This is a genomic window from Bacteroides sp. AF32-8BH (assembly GCF_003435205.1).
Classification (GTDB): domain Bacteria; phylum Bacteroidota; class Bacteroidia; order Bacteroidales; family Bacteroidaceae; genus Bacteroides; species Bacteroides ovatus.
Genome location: NZ_QVLZ01000002.1, coordinates 16989 through 37503, shown reverse-complemented (window position 1 = coordinate 37503; position 20515 = coordinate 16989). Strand labels below are relative to the sequence as shown.

The 20515-nt window shown below is 43.0% G+C and carries 9 protein-coding genes; all 9 read right to left on the bottom strand.

From position 1 onward, the window contains the following. Window positions 1-39: 39 nt before the first annotated feature. The 9 genes from DWZ47_RS01625 to DWZ47_RS01580 all read right to left on the bottom strand — a co-directional run bounded on the left by DWZ47_RS01625 (window position 40) and on the right by DWZ47_RS01580 (window position 20499). Window positions 40-4149, bottom strand: coding sequence for a hypothetical protein (locus DWZ47_RS01625; RefSeq protein WP_117512153.1), 4110 nt, complete (start codon window positions 4147-4149; stop codon window positions 40-42). A 12-nt stretch (window positions 4150-4161) separates the two neighbouring features. Beyond that, complete coding sequence (locus tag DWZ47_RS01620; protein ID WP_004302643.1) at window positions 4162-5334, bottom strand: glycoside hydrolase family 105 protein; 1173 nt, start codon at window positions 5332-5334, stop codon at window positions 4162-4164. Between the two features lie 39 nt (window positions 5335-5373). Beyond that, the gene (locus DWZ47_RS01615; protein ID WP_229036826.1) at window positions 5374-6423 is read right to left on the bottom strand and encodes a formylglycine-generating enzyme family protein; all 1050 of its coding nucleotides are present in this window, start codon (window positions 6421-6423) and stop codon (window positions 5374-5376) included. Between the two features lie 27 nt (window positions 6424-6450). Further along, the gene (locus tag DWZ47_RS01610; RefSeq protein WP_004323997.1) at window positions 6451-7980 is read right to left on the bottom strand and encodes a RagB/SusD family nutrient uptake outer membrane protein; all 1530 of its coding nucleotides are present in this window, start codon (window positions 7978-7980) and stop codon (window positions 6451-6453) included. A 12-nt stretch (window positions 7981-7992) separates the two neighbouring features. After that, complete coding sequence (locus DWZ47_RS01605; RefSeq protein ID WP_117512152.1) at window positions 7993-11193, bottom strand: SusC/RagA family TonB-linked outer membrane protein; 3201 nt, start codon at window positions 11191-11193, stop codon at window positions 7993-7995. 156 nt (window positions 11194-11349) lie between these two features. Further along, entirely contained in the window at window positions 11350-15417 is a 4068-nt protein-coding gene (locus tag DWZ47_RS01600; protein WP_117512151.1) for a two-component regulator propeller domain-containing protein, read from the bottom strand. A 221-nt stretch (window positions 15418-15638) separates the two neighbouring features. Beyond that, window positions 15639-17225, bottom strand: coding sequence for a glycoside hydrolase family 30 protein (locus DWZ47_RS01590; protein ID WP_117512150.1), 1587 nt, complete (start codon window positions 17223-17225; stop codon window positions 15639-15641). A gap of 30 nt (window positions 17226-17255) precedes the next feature. Continuing rightward, the gene (locus DWZ47_RS01585) at window positions 17256-18881 is read right to left on the bottom strand and encodes a glycoside hydrolase (RefSeq protein ID WP_117512236.1); all 1626 of its coding nucleotides are present in this window, start codon (window positions 18879-18881) and stop codon (window positions 17256-17258) included. A 10-nt stretch (window positions 18882-18891) separates the two neighbouring features. Further along, window positions 18892-20499: a RagB/SusD family nutrient uptake outer membrane protein gene (locus DWZ47_RS01580; RefSeq protein ID WP_117512149.1), complete on the bottom strand. Its 1608-nt coding sequence runs from the start codon at window positions 20497-20499 to the stop codon at window positions 18892-18894. Window positions 20500-20515 lie beyond the last annotated feature (16 nt).

Genomic DNA, 20515 nt, shown 5'->3' with positions numbered 1-20515 from the left:
CCTACCGGGCATTTTAACCGGACATAAACCGGCACGTTATTAATCAGGATAATACTTCTCCGGCGACATATTCGCAGACATATATGGAGGCATCCAGAAAGCTGATTGACGTTTGAACTTCAATGTAACAGCCGGATACCAATTCTTCCACGAAGCGGGATCTGTATTTTCAACAGGCGACAAGGCTCCTTCGCCATTTCCGTTGACAGAGGCCACTGCATATTCATACACCTTCAAACCGTGCCTGTCCTGCAAGCGATTATCCAATGAACCGGGCATTGCAAATGCCTTACAAACTCCTGCTGCTGTCTTATCAACAAAACAATTTGCTTTGCCTTCATATATCAGACGAAATTCCTGTTCCCCCTTTACTCTCCGATACAAACGGTATTTCTGTACTCCGAGCACTTTTCCCCATGATATTTCCACCTGGTTATCATCCAGTTTCATCCAGATTCCTTCCGGATAATGAGGAGCCTCACCGGTAACATAAACCGGATATTCCTTAGCGGATGAAGCTGCTCTTTTGCCATTCATAGCAACAGCACGGATATGTATTTTATCTTTATATCCATCTTTAGACAGCTTATAAGGAGAATGAAGAGTTGTCGTCACTGTTTCCCAATGTTTTCCACCATCCACAGAAACTTCCAGCCGGACGCTCTTCAACCGGTTCGGATTCTGCCAGTAAATCAAGAAATGATTCTTCTCATATTCCACATCTGTGATTTCAGCAGGCAATGGCATTGCTTTTCCGGCTGTGTATTCCAGACTATGTTGTCCCGCCGGAAGGGTTAGCACTGCCTGACCGGCTTTCACACGGACAGGTTGAGCCACTCCATCTATATAAAAAGTCCCTTTGGGCGTCACTCCGGTAAGAGTGACCTTTGTTACTTTCAGAGCCTTAAACGTACCGAATAAAGTTTCGTCAACGGCACGAGTCAAAGCAATCGCTGCCTCATCCCCGGCTTCCATCGACAGACCTAACCCGTCTGCAGCAATCTTAGTACCTCGAATCAAAGCCAACTGCAGACTCCCGTCTTTCATCCGTCGAATGACTCCTGCTTTGCCTTCAAAATCTTCCTGTTCCGTACGATATTCCAAGGTTTTTCCTGCACGAAATACCAAATCCTCACTTTGGGGAGCACGAATACCGATGACTCCTTCAGGATAAGCCCCTTCCTTTGCCGGAATAAAATCAGCTACCTCTTCAGTTCCCAATAAAGGAATATTTTTCAATTTTCCACGCAACGGAACCACTTCTCCCTTTTTATGCGAAACCAACGTAAGCAGCGAACCAAACGCATCCCGATAGAAGCCTCTGGAAGTAGCAGTTTCTGCCACAGTCCAATGGTCATCACGTGCTTTTTTAGATAGGAAAGTAATTTGGGGATATTCAAATCCTTTCCCGGTGAACCAGGAAAAACGATGTGCCGCTCTCCAATTAGTTCCTGTTTCATCAAAAATCAAATAGTAGTCCGTACCTACCAGCAAAATGCTACGCGACTGATATTCAGGCCAACTATATAAATCTTTTCCGGTGGCAGGCAGTAACTCCGCAAACTGTGCGACACCCAAGTCATACAAGGGAGCAGTCAACTCATTCATGCCGATGGTACGGAATTCCCCGTTCTTCATGACACCGAAGTTAGTGACACCATCCAGATTATTGGTGATGTGATCTCCGGCATTCTCATTCTCATGCCCTGTAAAAATCTGTCCCTGCGCATAAAAGTAAATACCACCGGAATTTCCCTGTGCCTGATTTCCCCAACGATAATTGGGTCCCTTGTCCACCTGCTCCAAATGAATGGATAATTCTTCCGGCGTATCGACTCCCGCACGAAGCACAATGCCGTGTCCCACGTATTTACAGCTTTTCAGATGAGGATTTGTACCCCGGTTATCTACTGTATGAATTCGCTTATACACTTCAGCCCAGTCAGAGTCTTTCAGTTTATGCTCTAACTCTTTGCCAAATGTTCCTGCCCAGAATATATTCTCTGCTACTATCGGATCATAATTAAACAACCATTCACCCAATTCGAACAATGAACTGGGACGATCTACGGTTGTTCCCCCACCATGCGCACCATGAGCGGGATATTGACGGGTGAAAGATTTTTCATCCAAGGCATCTCCCGGCCTCCATCCTTCCGGATAGCCCGGCTGTGCTCCTTCCACATTTCTATAATTATACACGGGAGCGGTCAGCATATCCACCAGCCATTTTCCCCTCTCCGCCATATACGAACTGGCAAAACGGTTTTTCCCGTCATATAATTCACCTGCAATGTTGGAATGCCCTGTCGGACGAAGATAAGCCCAATTATAAACACCCAGGCTTTCTACCCAACGTCCGCCTTTACCTTCGAAAGTCCTTACTTCGGGACGTGTATAAAACACTCCGTATATCTCCAGACATTTCTCGAAAAAGTCCCCCCATTCTTTTGCCATCGGATGCTCCGGAAACAAATAGGCTGTCTGCATCGGGACACACCAACCATCAGCGGCCATATTAGCGGTACCTGCCAATGAATTCCGGATGGCATTCATCTCTTCAAGCATATTCACGTAGCCACCGAGAATAAACAAAGCGTTCACTGTTTTCCGTTGCTTTTCCGTCAAACTCCGGGCATGAAACAAGTATCCTTCTACCAACTTGGAATATACCGGACGATGTTCTATCGAATGAATCCCCGGATAAAAATTCAGTCCCATCGGATAATAAGCAAAAGCGGACGAAATCATATTCTGATAGAAACTTTCCGCTGTCTGTCCGGTATGATCCTTTGTAAACAGGTTCTCCGGTTGTTTTTTGTCATTAGCATATTCAAGTTCCCAATCTTTTATCCTATCCAGGCTTAAAGAAGCATATTGCTGATGAAGCATCTGTGTATACCGATACGACAAAAACTCTGATTTATGCGCGCCTCCGGCTTTGGCTATCTCATCGATACGTTTATTAAAACCGACCACTGCTTTCCGTCCCTGTTCTTCGGAGAAAAAGGCGATTGCCGTAGAGCGGCTTCCATCGACAAGCGGATATTTAAAGTATAGTTTGTTATCATCATACCGGAAATAAATACTCAAATCAGGAGTAGGCTGCCAGATACCATACTGCCGGTCATCCCACTTTTGATGATCGTAAACAAAGACGCCCAATTCATCCGCATTCTTTCCCTCTTCCCAAAAAGACATGACAGGAGGCTGTTCCCTGACCGAATTTCCACCAAACGGGGAAATGCGGAAGATCATCTCTTTAGAAGGATCTTCGATCCATCCCATTCCTGTCCAGTGCGGGTCTTCCTGAGAATAGCTGGTATGTACAGGCGTATCAATACCTATCCATTGTGAAGCCTTGTCGAACACGCGGTCCCATTGTGTACCGAAGCGTTTGACCGGAGCAAAATTGTCCCAACACATATCCAGATATACCCGGTCTTCTTTTGATAATCCGTTCATCTCTTCTTCCAATATGACAAACGGATATCCTTGTACCACCTTTATCCATGCAGTATACGTAGCGTTTCCTGCCAGATAGTACTTCATCTGATATTTCACAAACAGTTCACCGACCTCCACCGGAAGCGTTTCAATCCGTTCTACATTCTTACGGTGGGCATACAACCTATTATTCCCTATCTTCCGGTCGCCTTTCTGCACAGACAACACCGGAGCCGGAGCTTTTCCGGCTTTTACAGACTGTGACGCGGGAATGTACACAGTCATATCTTTATTACCTATTGAAAACTGTCCATCTTCTGATACCACTGCTAAAGGGTTGTCAACAGTAACCGGCTTCCGCCCGGTTGCGACCAGTTCATACGCATATTCCCCCCCCTGTGGCAATGCGGCAAAGAAACTGACTCTGGCGCGTTGCAGGAATCCGTTTTTTACCACTTTCTCCGATAACTGAAAAGGAACAGGTACACCCTGGCTCTTATCCGTTAACGATAGCATTTCTTCTTTTACTCCTCCATCAAATACCACTACATAACTTATCAATGTACGCGGCCAGTTATATGTAGCAAGATCAATCACATCCTGTTTTTCGAACAAGACTGGTTGCCCGGCGACCATGCGGACCTGTGCCTGTATGCACGAAGCAACTATTATCAGGAAAAAGAATATGATACGTGTTTTCATGGATTTTTTTGTTTACTTATTTGTTTTAAAATCTGTCACCAGAGCATAAGCACACCAAAGTACGGGTGCCTGTCCGTGAAGATCACCTGTCAATGCCAAACGATTGATATAGTGCTCACGACTGTTTTTTATCATCGTGCCTTCGCATACCGCCTTCACATCACCCGCTTTATCAATATAGCTACATAAAGCAATCCATCCTTTGCGGGCAACTTCGCCATACTCTTTCGCATCCAGCCAACCTTTTTTTACTCCTACAATCATGGCATACGTAAACATTGCACTTCCTGATGTTTCTTCCCACAACTCCGGATCGTCTACCAGCTGTCTCCACATTCCTTTTTCATTCTGTGTCTCTTTCAGCGTTTTCATCATTTTCAGATAAGCAGCCATTATTTCCGCATAATCCGGATTCGTTTCCGGCAAGATACGTAACAATTCTGCCATACCCACAGCCATCCAGCCGTTGGCTCTTCCCCAACAATAAGGAGCAGAAGGAGCATGATAGAACAAACCGTTGTCCAACTGGAGGGAGTCCAGATACACTACCATTTCACGGGCAGCACGGGTAATATATTTCATATCCTGCGTAACCCGGTAGGCTTGCGCCTGAACGGCTGTTATCATAAACATATCATCCATCCACAAACGGGTTTGCCAGGAATATCCTTTGTCGGCCCATGCTTTTTCTTCTTCGGTTAGTTCTTGCGTTGCAGGTGCATCCCACTGTGTATCTGCATATTTCATACCCATTGCCAGATACTTTTCATCTTTAGTCTGCATATATAATTCCAGAGGAACAGCACCAAACACATTATTATCCACATGATTGGCTTGCGGTTGCAGATAAGCCTCTGTCGTGAAGAGAGGTTGGAAGCGCGCTTCCAAGCGTTCCTCCAAGCCTCTGTTTTTTGTTGCCTGCGCGAACCACAATCCACCCAACCAAGTGCATACATCCGGATAAGTGATTTGTGTACGCGGTTCGTCTACACGTAGCGGACTGCCATACTGCGAATGCCATTGCTCCAGAAAACGATCGGCTATCTTGTTTCCAACCGTCACCGGATCAGCTTCTGCCGGAAAATCCGTCAACAAATAGTCAGCCTCTTTATGCCCTCTAAATGTGAAAGCACAAATCACCGCTACCCCGACAAACACGATCCCTATTATACCATACTTCTTCATTACTCTACCTATTAATATTCAATACCTTAAAACAAACACTTATTGTACATTCTCCAATTTAGGATGTACTAACCTGAAACCAATCAACTTATTACGTTTATCTACGGGAAAGGCAGCACGGGCAGAAACCCGGCAAGCACTCGTATTTGTATTCCATCCTCCACCACGACAGATTCGTTTTTGAGGCACATCCGACGGCAATGCGTCCGGACCTACCGGATCTACCTGATCTTCACCACTATATTCGTCGTACCAGTCGAGGCAGACTTCCGCTACATTGCCGGACATATCATAAAGTCCTAATTCGTTTGGTAATTTTTTTCCTACTTCTTCCGGCCAGAACTGCATACCAGTCTGTCCTTCCGGCAAACGGTAACAATTGGAAAGATTGTAGCCCACTTCATCAAAATTATTACTTCCGGCATAAACCGTTGAAGTTCTTTTCCTGCCTCCACGAGCCGCAAACTCCCATTGCGCCTCCGTAGGTAAGGTAAAATGTAATCCTGTTATCTCATTCAATTTATTACAGAATGTCTGCATTTCAGAGAAAAGACGATTATCCATCGGCAACCGGGTAGTAGCAAGATCTTTCCATGAGAAATTCTCCCATTTACCCATTACGTATGAATACATTTCCTGTGTTACCTCAAACCTGCAAATATAGAAATCGCTCACAGTTACTTTATGTACCGGAAGTTCGTCAATATGCACACCTTCTCCCTGTTCTGCCGTAGCTCCCATCAGGAACGTACCCCCATTGACAAATATCATATCTTCTTTCAGGAATTTCTCAAAAAACTTCACACGTTCCGGACGAATAACCGACGCCCATGTATCTCCCGGATCTAACGGATAGTATTCATCCAGGCCAGTATTCTTGTTCGAAGTGACCCGGGGAATCTTACTGGTATTTATGGTTGCGGCATCAAAGAGGGAAGGACCTTCTTCAACCGGTTCCGAACTGAAGTAGGAATCACCCGGCTCTACCGGACGTGAAGGATTGTCATATTCATCATTATCACTGCAAGAGGTCCCTGCCATAACCAGCACAGCACCCAACATCATATATCTCAATGTTTTTATCATCATAGCTTTCTTTTTTGTGTTAACCAACGATTAATAACCATCATTCTGCCACATAATATCCTTATTTCCATAAGCTAATATATCCGACAGAGGAATAGGCGCCAATTTATTATATGACTTCATTGCATACGTAGGCTGTTCGGTCGTTTCATTATAACCTTCGTCTACCAGGGCAAAGTGTGTTGCCATCGCCTCTTCTGCTAAATCCCAACGAATCAAGTCCGGCCAGCGGATTCCTTCGAAAGAGAATTCTACAAAACGCTCTTTAACGAGATAGTCTAATACCGCTTGTTTATCGGCAAAATCACTTGACAATTTAGCAGACAGACCTGCTCTCTTTCTTACGTCATTGATAATTGGCAATATATCGGTAGATAGATAAGTAGCATAATCCAATTCGTTCAGTGCTTCCGCATACATCAACTTAACATCCGTATAACGCAGGATAGGAATATTATTTCCCCATTCGTCAACTGCCGTCGGCGCATTCTTAGCGGCTCTTAAGAACTTCCGCACCACATATACATCGGCCTGCGGAGCGCTCTTGTCAAGATACAGGTTATTGACTATTGTCAAGTCTCTTCTCTTATCTCCTGTTTCATACACTCCGTCGCCCGCAATGGACATGGAAGCACGGATGGAGCTGGAAGCACCATTGAACGTAATGCCGTTCAACTTAGCATAGTCCCCTTTCTCTTTATTCAGCGTAGAAGGAATGAACCAACCACTAAAACTTTGACTTAATCCCAAAGCCTTACCAGTAGTACCACCCAGATATTGAACTTCCCAAACCCGTTCTTTACCATTATTATATTCGTCACTGAAACAATCTTCATATTTACCAGCCAGTTCATAAAGAGTGCCTTCCTGTTCAATGACTTTTCCCAAATATTCTGCCGCCTTCGTGTAATTATGCATATACATATAAGTACGTCCCAGCATACCGGCAGCAGCATATTTCGTCACCCGGCCTGCCTCACTGCTTGCCCAACTGTCAGGCAGCCTGTTAAACGCATCTTCAAAATCAGAAATCGCCTGTTTGTAAGTATCCTCCTGACTGGAACGTGCTACCTTATACACTTCTTCACGAGAAATTTCCTTAGTAATCAACGGAGCACCACCCCAACACCAGGCAAACTGAAGATAAGCCAGTCCGCGCAATGCATAAGCCTCTCCGGTAATATATGCTTTACGATCTTCATCGGTAAAAACCACTGCATCTATCCTGCTTAATAATTGATTGCAACGAAACACCAGTGTCCACCAAGCCGACCAGGGCTTTGACCATTTGCTCTCCATCGGGGTATCCATGAAACGTCCTATCGGGGTAGAGTTACGAACCTCGTCGGCACGAGTGACAATTGCTTCCATATAATTCTTATTATAGATAGTCTGCAATTGTGCATAACAACCATTAATCGCCGTTTCAAAATCCTGCGGCGTTTTATAATAGTTCTGGTCAGTATAAATAGAGGGTTGCTCCACATCCAGATATCCTTCACAGGAAGATAGTGCGAACAGACAACTTATACTTACTATTAATTTATAAAATGATTTCATAATGGCAATAGATTAAAATGTTAAGTTAACTCCGAATATATACTTTCTCGACTGCGGATAAGTGGTATAATCCGCACCACGCACCATCGGATTATCGGGCGAATAGCTATTTACATCCGGATTACCGATATAATCTGTAAACGTATACAGGTTTTCTGCCGTCACATAGACTTTAGCTGCCTGAATATGAGATTTTCTCAACCATCTCTTAGGCAATTTATAAGTCAGGCTGATGTTCTGTATCCGCAAGAAAGAAGCATTATAAATAGCCATGTCTGTCATGTGCATTTGACCGTCCTTATTAAGAGGAGAGTTGTTGCCAAGTCCGTAAGGTAATGGAGTCTTACCATCCCAGGACATGTCTACTCCCAGACTTGTCGGTATCGGATTTCCTCCGGCATATTCTTCTTTATAAGCATGTAGCCATCTTTTCAATCCATTGTAATTTCCACGTCCCGTATCCAAACTACGACCAGCCAGATAAAGCACCTTACCACCGATTTGTCCACGAAGGAATACACTTAATTCCAAGTTCTTATAAGAGAAACGATTGGTGAATCCGTATGTCAGATCCGGATCATTCGATCCATAAGGAACCATATCGTCGGAATTGATTTCCCCATTACCGTCCATATCTACATATTTCACATTTCCGGGAATCTGGTTGGTCAGGACAGGAACACGAGGACGGGATTTGTCATACTTACCATCAGGACCAAGTTCAAAGTCGTCGTTTGTTAACAAACCATCCGTACGGTAAACATAGAATTGTGAAATCGGACCTCCCACCTTTGTAATAAAACGAGCATCATAGGCTTCTGTAATTACATTATCATTTCCTCCCATATCAAGCACCTTATTCTTATTGGTTGCCAGATTGAGCGAGCTTGACCATTTAAATGCTTTAGTATGTACATTGACTGTCGTCAGGTCTATCTCCCATCCTTTGTTTTCAATAGATGCAAGATTGGTTTTTACTGTACTGAAACCGGTCGCAGCAGGCAACTTCGTAGAATAAAGCAAATCATCTGTCTTATTTATATAATAGTCTACATTCAACTGTACACGATTATTGAATAAAGAGAGGTCAAAACCAATATCAAATGCTTTGGTTGTCTCCCATTTAAGTTTGTCATTGGCTATATTCTTTGCATACACACCCACTTGTGAAGTTCCTCCATACACGGTGTTAGTCACATCATAATTAGGAATATAATCGGCAGTACCAATACGGTCGTTACCGGACATACCCCAGGAAGCACGTAGTTTCAACAGGTTGATAACTTTGATATCTTTCATAAATTCCTCACCACTGATCTTCCATCCGGCTGATACGGACGGGAAAACAGCCCAACGATTTCCCGGACCGAAACGAGAAGAACCATCACGGCGCACTGATGCTGAAGCCAGATATTTATCTGCATAATTATAGTTCACACGTCCGAAAAGCGATGAAGTACGAACAATGGTTCTTGAACTGCTGGCTTCCGTAGGGGTAGCACCCATATTGAGGGTCGGTACACTTTCCAGCGGATAGTCCATTGCTCCCAAACTTGTCCTGAATTCATTACGTTCGTCAATACTTTGCCCCAACAGAATCTCTAAAGCATGCTTCTTATTCAGTGTTGTGTTATAAGTCAACGTATTCTGAATACCGGTACGGCTTATGCTAAGAGTAGAGGTAGTTCCTTGCGTAGTCGAGCCATTATTGGGCTGTACATTTGCCGGAAGGAAGTACTCATCAATTCTCATGTCCGAGTTATAGCTGAACAATGTTTTGAAAGTCAATCCTTTTATGATTTTTGCCTCCGCCCACAAAGAGGTATTGAAGGTTTTCTTTTCCCTCTTATCTACTACTGACATCAATCTTTCGTAAGGGTTCACGTTATTACGATAGCTTGCATTGAATCCATATTCACGGGTATTTTCATCCAAGCCAATGATAGGAGGCATGAGCAATGCATTCATTATCTGTTTATCCTTTCCTTCAGACTCTCCTTTATCCTGGTGAGAAATAGTAGGGGCAAACGTAGCGCCAGCCTTGATATATCTATTCAGATCTACCGAAGCATTCAAACGGAAGTTGAAACGTTCGAAACCTGTATTTTTAACAATACCTTCCTGATTCAGATAACCGGCAGAAAGATAGATAGAATATTTCTTTCCTTTACTGGAAACAGATACCTGGTGATTATGAGTCAGAGCATTTTGCATAATCTGATCAATCCAGTCGGTAGTCGGAATGTCATTTCTAAACGTCCAGTCGGCTACATCTGAATTAGGATTCACCAACCATTGTTCGTTGATCTGATCGCCGGAGGATCTTTTCTTATTAGGAACATACATACTATTCGTTCCTCCTTTATTCAAATACTTGGCATTGGTATACCATATATTATATGCCAGCCATTCTTTTGCTGTCATCATTTCGGGTAATCCCACCGCATTTTGTGTACCAATGTAGGATTCCCAGGTAATCACCGGTTTAGACCCACTTGCCTGCTTGGTTTCAATCAGCACAACTCCCGCCGAACCTCTGGCTCCATAAATAGAGGTAGCGGCAGCATCCTTCAATACCTGAATAGAAGCTACATCTGACGGATTTACATCACTCATGGATTCTGTAATTACACCGTCCACCACAATTAGCGGAGAAGAGGAACCATTAATGGAGCTTGCTCCTCTGACGAGAATCTGCATCTCTTCACCCGGAATACCACTTGATGTCTGTGTCTGTACACCTGCCAACTGGCCGGAAAGTGCGTCACTTAGGCTGGTAATGGGGCGTCCATCAATCGCATCGGAGGAAATTTTAGCAACTGAAGTAGTCAGATTCGACTTTTTCACTGAACCGTATCCTACCACGATCACTTCATCCAACGTTTTAGAATCTTCTTCCAGTTTAATGGTAAGCTGTGACCTGCCGTTCACTTTTACTCTTTTCTCTGTAAAACCTACATAAGTAATGACCAACGTTGCTTCTTTACTTACATTCAGGGTAAACTTACCATCGAGGTCGGTAATTGTACCTACAGTTTTATTCCCACTTTCCACCACATTGGCGCCAATAATGGGTTCCCCCATCATATCGACCACTGTCCCGGTGACTTTCATCTGCGCCCAAGCCATCGTGCTCAAGCATAACACAAAAAGAGTCGCCAGAAACCTTAGTTTTTCATAAGAACTCTTTTCTTGATTTTCTTTGTCGTTCATAAACTAAATTTTACAAGGTTAATAAATCATTTACTATTCCTTAGCGGTGCAAACATAGAGAATGTTCACCCGCTCGACTTGGAAAATAGTATCAAAGACCTGTAAAATAAGCCCAGAACACTCCGTCTGGGACATTTTTACCAGAGAAACACGATTTTACATCCGTTGCTTCAGGTAATTGGCAGGTGCGATGTTATACGTAGATTTAAAAACTTTACTAAAATAAGAAGGGTCAGAATATCCGACATCATAAGCTACTTCAGAAACAGTATATTTACCTGTGGCCAAATTCTCGGCAGCCAGCTTCATGCGGACATTCAAAATAAGTTTATTAGGTGATACATCGGAAACAGCCTTTATTTTCCGGAAGAACTGCGAACGGCTCATGCCCAATTCTTCATGCAGATCGTTAACGGACAAGTTAGGATCATGTACTCTTTCACGGATTAGCTCCATCAGTTGTTGCATGAAACTATCCTGAGCACTAAGTTCAGCTACGGGAACTTCAATAGCATCCAGCTTTTCACAGAAAATCCGGCGAAGACGATTCCGATTTTTGATGAGACTATCCAGTTTTGCCAATAATACTTTCGGAGCAAATGGCTTTAATACATAATCATCTGCCATCACACTATAGCCCTCTTCAATATGCTCATTCAAGGCCTTTGCTGTCAACAAGACAACAGGTATATGGGCCGTAATCATCTCTTCTTTAATAGCCTTACATAACTCAAGCCCATCCATAACCGGCATCATCACGTCACTGACTATCAAATCGGGAATCTGTTCAACCGCTTCTTTCAATCCTTCCTTTCCATTGGAAGCTTCGTACACAATATACTGTTGGGATAGCAAAGACACAATATACTGGCGCATATCGTCATCATCTTCTACAACAAGTACACGATAACGGTTGTCATCTTCTACTGAAGCCGGTTTCTCTTCTTCGATAGGAGCAATACACTCCCTCCTTACTTTTTCCAGATAGGTATCTTCACGATTTTCAACAAACTCTACATTCGCCCCGGCAAAACACTCTTTTCCCAAGTTCAATTCCACCAAAAACTCGGCTCCATGTCCGGGTGTGCTTTCCACTGATATTTTCCCTTTATGCAGTCTCACTACATATTGCACCATATTCAACCCGATGCCACTACCAAACAGATCTGACTTGCTACCTTGCTCTACCTGGAAAAACGGATCGAATATCTTCGACAAATTCTCCTCCGAGATTCCTTCCCCACAATCTTTCACCGAAATCACAACACTGCCAACTTTCTCCACCGAACGAACTTTTATCTGCGTGCCTTTGGGAGAGTGTTTCACAGCATTCGATAACAGATTGAAAATAACTTTTTCCATCAGGTCTGTATCCATCCAAAGATTATCCCCATAATAATCATTGTCATATCCGATTGTCAGCTCCTTCTTATGTAATAAATCCGAGAAACTATCAATCTGGCTGGTAAGGAAAGTCCCTATATTGACACGACTCAACTTTAATGTCATAGCTCCATACTCTAACTTTCGGAAATCCATTAGTTGGTTGACAAGCAAAAGCAGGCGATTCGAATTTTTATAAATCTGCTTCATCGGGAAAAGGAATTTATGAGGCAGCGTCTCATCCTGCAAAATATCTTCCGCCGGGCCGGTAATCAAAGTCAGCGGAGTACGTAATTCATGTGAGAAGTTGGTGAAAAGTTCTATCTTCATCCGATAATTACGTTCAATATTCTCTTTTTCTATTTCTTCTATCCTCCGCTGATATTTATCCGATTTCCGCTTGTAGAAATAATACAACACGCCTCCTACCAGCATCAGTGCCAGAAGCACATAGATCACTTTAGCCCATCCGGTGAGCCAGACAGGAGGATGAACCACGACATCGATACCTGTCGCATCCCCCCAAATGCCATCGCTGTTACATGCTTTTATATAAAAGGTATATTCCCCGGCTGGCAAATGCGAATAAATGACTTCATTACGTTCAATATAATTCCAATTCTGGTCAAGTCCCTCCATCCGGTAAGCATATTTATATCCTTTCGGAAAGATATAATCCAAAGGGGAATACTTGATGAGTACGGCGGCATTCTTATAGGATAATTCCACATGTTCCAAACTGCGTGCATTATCGTATTGTACCCGGTCGGCTCCTTCGTCGGAGTCGAGGCTATTTACGGAAGATACATGTACTACAGGTAATAGTCTCTCTTGACCGGCGATAATTTCCCGGGGAGCAAACTCTGCTATACCATTGTTGCCACCTACATAAATCCTCCCATCCTCTACCTGTAACAGAGTATTCCGGGAAACCTCATTCAAAGGGAACCCCGTATCTTTGGTATAATTGACAATTCTGGAATCTTTCATTGACAGTTTGGAAAGTCCGATCACAGTAGATATCCAAAAATCTCCGGTTTCTTTATCTTCGAGTACACCGCAGACAGAATTGTGTATAAGCCCTTGTTCTATGCCGAAATGGTCGATAGTTCCTCTCTCCAAATGGCAACGATATACACCCATATTATATGTTCCCACCCAAAGGTAGTGCTGGCTATCCAAATAAAGCAGACTCACATTTTTATTTTTCAGTTCATCAAAATCAAGTTGGTTGCCTTTAAAGTAATGGGCTGCATTATTGGGATGATAAGGAAAACTCCACACTCCACTCGTACGCCCGCCTACCAACATACTGGAGCCATACGCTAACAAGTCCTGTGTCAGCATAAAACGCGTGTTTCCATCTTGATTTGTCGAAAAAGAACGGCTAAGTTTTTTTGTCTTGGGATTGTAGCAAGACAGTTCATCCTCTGCAATCCAGATATTTCCCTGTACATCTTTCGCCATAGCCCGTATCTGTGCATCCGGGGGGAACATATCCATCATTTCCTTACTAATAGAAAGATCTCGAAGATTCAGCGAGTATACTCCTTTATTGAGTACATAGAAAAGTATCTCATTCTCATTATTCTGAAACATATAGTATACTTCATCTTCACTAGCTCCTACTTTTCCTATTGGTAACCGGACTTCCTCCACTTTACCGTTAGCCAGGTTTAAAGTACATATCCCTCTATTATGTCCGATCCATAATTTCCCCTGCGCCTCTATTAGTTTTCCGGTCACCCGTATCGGCTGATTTATATTCAAAGTCAGCGGATGATAACGGAATAGATATTGTCTGGCATTATAAAACAGAGCACCTTCATTGAAGGTCCCCAACCATAACGATCCCTGTTTGTCTTTGTAAAGACTCATCAAACGACGGTTAGCAAGCAGTCCGGAAGGAATACATTCTTCAAATGTCCGGCTAATAACATGTGTATGTTCATTCATCACAGCTAACCCATTATCTGTAGCTAATAGTAAAAGAGAATCGTTATACACCTTTATATCATGCACCTGTCCTTTCCATACACTCATATCAGCCGGGAAATTCACTTCAATTTTTGTTGCTGTACTGGTAACCGGATTATAAAGTTGTAAATTATCCAGAGAAGAGGCCAACCAGGTACGTTCTTTTTCGTCCTGAAAGATTTTCAGAAATGCCGGATAATCCGGGCCTTTCAGAATATACGAGAAACGGGAAGTTCGTGTATCCAGTCTAAGGATACCTTTGTTTGCTACATTCAAGAGAAGAGAATTATCTGCACTGGGTGCCATACTGTTTATATAAAGTCCTCTTAACGCTTCCAAACAAGTACATTTTCCATTCCGAAGGATATATACCCCCATTTTGGTAACCACCCATACTGCTCCGTCTGATGCTATCGACAGACCAACCACCACCCCACGAGGCAATTCGCAACCTTTATATAAAGTGGCTAAATCTATATATTTCTCCTCAAAGGGATCGAAAAGTGTAATTCCATTAAAAGTTCCAATCCACATTCTGCCTTGCCTGTCTCCTATGATACTGACAATATCATTGGATTGTCTGACGGTCTCATCGGATTCATAAAAGAAATTTTTAATTTCATAACCATCCAAACGATTCAACCCGTCCTTTGTCCCTAACCATATATATCCCATCTCGTCCTGATAGATAGCTTTTACCGTACTGTTGGACAGTCCGTCTGCTACAGTATACGAACGGTAGGGATTATCGGCTAAAAGAATCAGGGTACTACTGAACAATGTAATCAACAAGAACGTAAACTTTTTCATCACCATGGTACAGACATATTCATATATGCAGGCAAAGATAATATGTCTTTTCATAAAATAATAGTCCGCATGAGGGTTTTAACTAAACTGATATATGGCATTTTCAGCTTTAACCCCTGTAACCCGAAGAAAGGATATAGAGACCAAAAAATTCCTCTATTGTCTATGAAAGACCTCTTCTTATACACTATGCCCGCCTATTACTTTTACAGCAATAGACGGGCACATAGATGTATTATTCTCCTCAAAAAAATAAAGAAAATAAAGTTGTTTTATTAGTAACTCTGAAGCGTTATAATAGAACGTGCCGGAATCTGAATGGTCTTTCCACTTTTCACTTTTTCTACTGGTAGCAAATTCTCCCCTTCTTTATCCGAAGTACGATAAACCTGCCATTGTGCATTCCCTACTTTTTCTTTATCAATAGAAAACTCTTTTTCTTCATTAGCATAGTTAATCACTACCATCACATACGTTCCGTCCACGTTTTTATAAGCAGAACACATCAATCCTTGCTGATCGGTGTCGCCATCAGGAATCAAAGCGCCTGTTTGATCGAAAGCCGAAACGGACAATCGGACTGCTCCCGGACGGATAAAACGACTATAATTACCTAAAGCCCACATCAGTTTGGAGTCTTCTACTCTGCCATCTAAGAAATTATTGTCCGTAGTATATTCGCGAATCAATCCATCTTTATAATCGCCGCCAATAGCACGCCACCACTGCCAGCTTTCAGCTCTGGCATACACAATATCGTGATGAATGATACGTGCCACATAGAGCGCTGTCTTCATCGTATGATCGAAACCATTTCCACCACCGATTTCTTCATCATTACCCATGATGCAAGTCTCCGTCTGCCAGAAACCAACTTGATGTTTATCTAATGTGTCCCGCAGTTGACAGCGAATATTACGCAATTCGCTTAACGGAGTTGTTGTCCAATAGCTATGACCGAGCATCAAACGGGGAACATTCGGAGTATCTCCCAAATATGTGTCCACACTATCCGGACAGAAGAAAGCCTGAATCTGATACCCCCGTTGCCAGTCCGTTTCGTGGGTACGGAACATACAACGATAATCGGAAGACTCATTAACCAAAATCTGTGTATCCATGTCCCGGTCTACAAACTCTTTGCTTAACAGACGAACCGTGCGGGCCACTTCCCTGTTTGTTGCCGGACAGCCTTCCTGCTTCGGACCGACCCAGTTCCAGTGTCCATCCGGTTCATTGAAAGGACAGATATAGTTGAACTTGATGCCATCATGTTCTTCTACGCCTTGTACTACATCTGCCAGAAAACGAACGTACTTTTCATAACAATCCGGTTTCAAGTTCGCTGTCCCTCCACGTCCGGTGTTTGTAGCCAATCCGTTCTGCGTATAATATACGGGAGGCGAATTCAGAAAAGCCAGAAATTTGTTGACTCCCCGTTCTTTGGCCAGTTTCAGAAAGTTGCGTTGGCCCTGTTGCTTGTTCCAGTCGTATGTTCCGTCGGGATTCAGGAAACACTCGGCACGCATCCAGGGAGAAGCAATCTGACTGTTCTCTCCTTGTTCCGTACTACCTGCTCCAACGTTAAAACGCCAAAGTGACAAGCCGATACCTTTCGGCTGTCCGTTGGCGTTATTCTCCGTGCTGAACAGCCAGTCAGCCACCTGGTTTTGTTTCTCCTGCGGCCAAAGCCCGATGAATTGCATACTCCAGGCATCGGAAGCACTGAAGTATGCCATCGTCTGACAGGGTTGGTCTGTTTCTATCTGATAACGTATATAGGGGGCAGGTTGGGAACATCCCCCTGCCACACCGGCTATTGAGAAGAAGCCTAAAGCGGCTAAAATCTTTTTACCTTTCATTGTCTAGTCTAATACCTGTTGAAAACTGTTTTATTGAAGAGTATAAATAAAAGTGGATATACCTTTAGCAGGAACAACACCTTTATTATAGCTGGGTTCACGTTTCAAATCCTTTGCTTCAGAAGTAGTATACTGTTCAAATTCACCTACTTCTTTGCCCAATCCTTCAAATGTATTATTTATTTCCGCACGTTTATCAGTCATGTTAGTGTACACCACTACCAATTTATCTTTCTCCGGTGAAATATAGGCAGTAGCAAAGAAATCCTTTGTCTCTTCCTCCAGTTTCAAATCAACACGCTGATAACCCGGACGTACAAATGCACTATAATTACCCAGTACCCAAAGGTTCTTACTAGCTTTATAAGTGCCATTAGTAGCTAAATCCGCATAACTTTCGCCATCATTGCTATCAGGAGAAAGACGAATCAGATAAAAACGGCTTTTCTGACTCCAACGTTCACGGCTACAAGTAGTCCAGTATGACCAAGAACTTACATTAGCTGTTGCCAAATCCTGATGAATCACTTTTGCCATACTCAAAGCCAAGTCCATATAAGAAGCATCACCATAGCTTGCATAATCTTCATAGTTCTCACTCAACATACTCCACTCCGTCTGGTATACCTTCAAACCATATTGGTTTGCTTTGGACTTAACTGAAGAACGGACAGAGTACATATTGCTCCAGTTCGTATCCAGATAATAGCTATGCCCGCAAATCAATTTAGGCAAATGCGTAAGATTACCAATATAAGTACTTGTATTATTGGGATTGAAAAAAGCCTCTATTACATTGCCACGGGCACTTCCCGCATCACCGTTTCCATATAGATAGTCCCACTTTCCTGCTTCAGCCAATAACATCTGGGTATTGGAAAGCCCTTTGGCTGTCAAACTCGCATCCAATGCTTTTGCTAACGTTGCCACTTCTGTATTCTGCCAGGCCGAACCTTCTTGTTCATTACCATTCCAGTTGTACTGCGGTTCGTTAACCGGACTAATATAACTAATATTATAGCCTTCATCAACAAAATGCTTGGCACAAGTAGCCAGGAAATCAGCAAAGTCACCATAATGTTCTGTCTTCAAATTACTGGATGCCCCTTTATCCGAACGTGCTTGTCCGTTATAAGTATAGTATACAGGAGGTGTATTACTGAATAGTACGAATGACTCACAGCCATACTCTTTAGCCTTTTCCATAAAATATCTCCGACCCGCAGATTTGGACCAATCATAACTTCCATTTGCACTTGTCAAAAAACAGTCAACGCGCCGTTCCTTCTTATCTGAAACAATGCCACTCGCATCTCCTTGTTCTTCCGAACCTCCTCCCAGATTGAACCGCCACATCGATAAACCGATGCCCTGCGAGTTCCCTTTTTCATCAACTTCGCGGGAAAATAACAATTTTGCAATGGCTTCTTTATTGGAAGTACTCCAGTATTTGCCTACATATTCCATATCCCATGCATCGGAAGATGCAAAGCCATCGATAGTCTGATATACAGTCGAGGCATCAATCGTAACATTGATAGTGGTATCGGTCGGTAGTTTAACTTCATATTCCGGCACGAATGTATATTCATCATTACATGCGCAAAGCCCTGCCGCCATGCATGAAAGTCCTATAAATAAATTTCTGTGTTTCATAATCATTTAATTAATTATATCCGGGATTCTGTACTATACTACCATTACTCTGACTAATCTCTGTGGTCGGAATCGGGTATACCAAGTCACGCTCTTCTTTGAAATCACGTCCCTTAGAGCTACTTTCCTTCTGATTTCCAAGCTCATACGTATCGGTAGATTCTTTTGTATTGTATATCACAAATGAACCGTTTGGTCCCATAATATCACTCATAACAGACTTTCCACTATCATTTTTCCAGCGACGGATATCAAACAGACGTTGGTTTTCCAATGCCAGTTCAAGACGACGTTCCTGACGTATCGCATCGCGAAGTTCAGTGCCACTGGATTCTACCGGATCTAAATCTACACGTTCTCTGACTTTATTTAAAGCCCAGCGAGCTTGTCCGTCATCTTTCAACACATTTTCAACTTCGGCATACATCAACAATACATCCGCATAACGTAGAATACGATAGTTCAAGGGATTATGAGAAGCATCGTATGGTTCAGGACGTTGGTCATAAGGAATGTATACTTTACGAGTCACACGACCTGACTTATGTGAATCGGTAGAAACTGAATAAGGTACGGTAGAAGACCAATGGCTATCACCCGGCACACTAGTTGCCTTGTCTTTAATAATAGTCCATTTCAAACGTATCTCATCTCCCGCTGTTTTGAAAGCCGTCTCCAAATTACTCGTCGGCAAGCCCCATGCCCAACCGCCGTCATCACGGGAACCACATACAACAGGCATTCTAAGTCCTAAACTATAGGCTATATCATTGTTGGTCTGTACTTCAAACAGTGATTCAACACTATTATTATGGGAAATACTCCACACATCTCCAAAATCATCCAACAAATCATACCCTTGTGACGCATGCCCATTCAACCCCATCACTTGTTCCAGCATATCCTCCGCTTCTTCATATTTTTCTTGATAAAGATAAGCCTTTGCCAATAGCCCTTGTGCTGCCCCTTTAGTGGCACGCCCTAAGTCGGCACTGGAATATTCACCTTTAACAGGTAATACATTAGCAGCATCTTTCAGGTCATTCTCAATCTGTGTGTACACCTCTGCAGTGGAAGCACGCTGAATCCCTTCTACCTCTGAAGGCATCTTCATCCCCAGGACCAACGGTACACCACCAAAGTATCTCACCAGATCAAAATATTGATAAGCACGTAAGAATTTAGCTTCAGCCACATAACGGTCTCTCAACGATTCGTCCTCAAACTCTACATCTGGTATTCTCTCAATTGCAATGTTACACCGCAATATACCCTTGTAGCGATACTGCCAGAAATTCTGACAACATTCTCCTCCACCATATGCATCGCCTGTAAAAAATGCCAGATCTTCATAAGCTCCCTGATCTTCACCAGTATTACCGATCCACATATCATCCGTACACATATCACCGCACAAATAAAATTTCTGTATCTGCCACCAGTCATCCCAGAATATAGATTGATAACATCCTGTAATCTGCTGCTTGCACTGATCTTCATTCACAAAATATTCACTCAAGTCCTGCTGACCGAGTACTGGCGTATCCAGAAAATCCGAACAACCGGCTAATGACAATGTAGAAGCGGCTATAGTCAAGCCTAAAATATATTTTTTCATATTCTTATTTCTGTTA